General features: G+C 39.1%; 2 protein-coding genes. Both read right to left on the bottom strand.

All coding sequences use genetic code 11. The annotated features are described in order from the left end of the window. On the bottom strand, positions 1 to 1,177 hold a 1,177-nt coding region (locus AB1414_19045), incomplete at its 3' end, for a M23 family metallopeptidase (protein MEW6609509.1). 25 nt (positions 1,178 to 1,202) lie between these two features. Beyond that, positions 1,203 to 2,548, bottom strand: a 1,346-nt coding sequence (locus AB1414_19040) for a hypothetical protein (protein MEW6609508.1), incomplete at its 5' end; no start/stop codon positions are given.

Genomic DNA, 2,548 nt, shown 5'->3' with positions numbered 1-2,548 from the left:
CATCTTCTTTAGTAAAGGGTAAAAGGGCAAAGGGTTGAGAGGCGTAGGTATAGGTAATCGCCTGCATCTCCTTCTTATTAACGCAGGAGGCTTTAGGATACATCGAGCCTGGTGGATAGATTCTGCTCTCAAGATAGACCCGATGTCGAAGGTTTGGGTTATCGAGGTTAGAGGTGCCGGCATTATAGCGGATGATGTTATCTGAATCCACGCGTAGATTAGAATTAATCCACCGCTCCCAGCGATTTCCCTGGTTGTCCCAGAAAAACAATGATGAAGCCGCTTGAAACCCGCCAGCAATAGGAGTGGCCGGCGAGGCAGACTTCTGAATTGGCACTTCAACTACTCTTGTACTATTATCTACTATTACTTGGACACTATCCGTTCCTATTTCTCTCGTATCAAGGTTTCCGTTGGCCAAGGTGCTTAATCTCTGAGTCTCTACTCCTACGGTATGTGTTCCATCTTCATTTTGAGTGGTATTCCACGGTGTGGAGTAACTAATGTTAGTAGTACCTGCTGGGTAATCATGAGAGTGAAGTTGATTCCTATCAATAGTAGTGTTAACTCTTATCCTTGCTGTCGGGAGGTAATCGTCAGGATTGATTCTATATTGAGAAACTGTATGATCAGCCCCTATATCTTCCCATGTTAAATTTGTCCCTTGTGGAACTTGTGTTACTCCAAAATGTAAATGATAACCATAATTACCTCCACTATTTCCTGATCGTCCTATTACCGCATTAGCATTTACTTGTTGGCCACTACTAACAGTATATGTAGAAAGATGTGCGTAAAGGGTATAAAGCTCATCTCCGTGGTCTATAATAACCGTCCTTCCATATCCTGTAAACCAGCTGACGTAAGCAGTTCCCCCTTCTACTGCCCGCACTGGGGTATTATTTTGGTCAGCAGTATCAACCCCATAATGAAAGCTATTTGTAGTTGGTCTCCATCCAAAATTTGAATTTCTTGGTCCATGTGTAGGTGTCTGTTGAAATCCGTACGAAACGGTTATCCCTGCTGATATAGAACAAGTTCCCCGCACTATACTTCCATCTGTTGGATTAGTAATATCCACCGTAGCTGTAGTTTGAGAAAAAATATCTGTTGAAAATAATACTCCACTAAAGATACAAAGACCCATTAAAGAAAATATTTTAAGTTTCTGCAACATCCTTTTTCCCTCCTATTCTCCTAAATTATTTAATAATACTACTGGTATCATAAAAGTATAACTTTTTCTTCCGTTCGGTAATTGCCATATACCTCCCATCAGATGACCATGGCATTATTACTTCTCCTCCGTTCTCACTTTCCAAATTTATCTGTCCTACTATCTCGCCCTTTTCATTAAAAATGTCAATAGAAAGACTTCCATAAACCACAGCACAATATTTACCATCATTCGTAATAGCACCAAATTCTTTTAGATCATGACTACTATATTCCTTTTCCCAAAGTAGTGAACAGTTATTATTGAAAAAGTAAGCCTTATCCATTAGATTATTAGTAGCAATTATATATTCCCCATTTTCTGAAAGGACAGGGTAAAGAACTTCATTTTTACTCTTACAACTGTATTCTCCAAGGAGATTTCCTGAAAGATCAAATGTGCGGAGAGTACTATGACGCCAACCTACAATTATATTGCCATTCTTTGAGATTCCACTACGAATAAATCCATCCTTTCCCCACAAAAGACTACCCTCTTTATTAAATAATTGATTATAAATCAAGATATAATTTCCATCTCCAGATATTATAGGTGCCCCCATAATACCTGTTTTTTCCCAAAGTTTTTCACCATTCTTGTTGTATAACCAGACATACCAACTTCCTATCGGATCAGCCATCAATATGTATTCTCCATCATCAGAGAGAGAAAAATCATCTGGTAGTACTCCACTCACTTTCCACAACAACTTTCCATTTTTATCAAAATACAATAAACCAGACATTCCCTCGAATTCTCCTGGAATACTCATACCTGCAGCGATATAACTTCCATTTTTGCTGATGGATATGAAACAGAAACTAGTACTTCCATACTCTGTTGAGCTATGTTGCCAGACGATATTACCTTCTTTATCAAACATATATATTTTATTTGTTTCTGATTCATCAGGCATTGTATCAACTACAATATATTTACCATCTCCAGTCATTGAGATATTTCCAACATTCTGCTCAAACTCCTTTTGCCATAATAAAGTAGGTTTTGGTATTATCTCAAACGGTATCCAGTCAAAGCCTTCTTTTGTCGTCGAAGTGCCGATAAGTCCGGCAGGGTTTTTTATCGTTACCCGGAAGGTATGACTGCCCTGGGTAAGTAAGTTAGTGGGATGGAAGTTAAAGCTGGCATTGAGTTTTGCCGCCTTTTGTGGCAACTCCTGAGACTCGGTATTCATATCGATTGGCTGGATTAAATCCTGCCGCTCTTTTATCTGACCATCTTTATCTGAGCCATAATTGCCTTCAGAGTCTATCTCTACCGTAATACTGCAAGAAGCGGGGATGTAATCCTGAATCTTGCCAGTGATATAGA

It is taken from the genome of bacterium (assembly GCA_040755795.1).
Classification (GTDB): Bacteria; UBA9089; CG2-30-40-21; order CG2-30-40-21; family SBAY01; genus JBFLXS01.
This window is presented reverse-complemented; position numbering and strand designations above follow the sequence as displayed.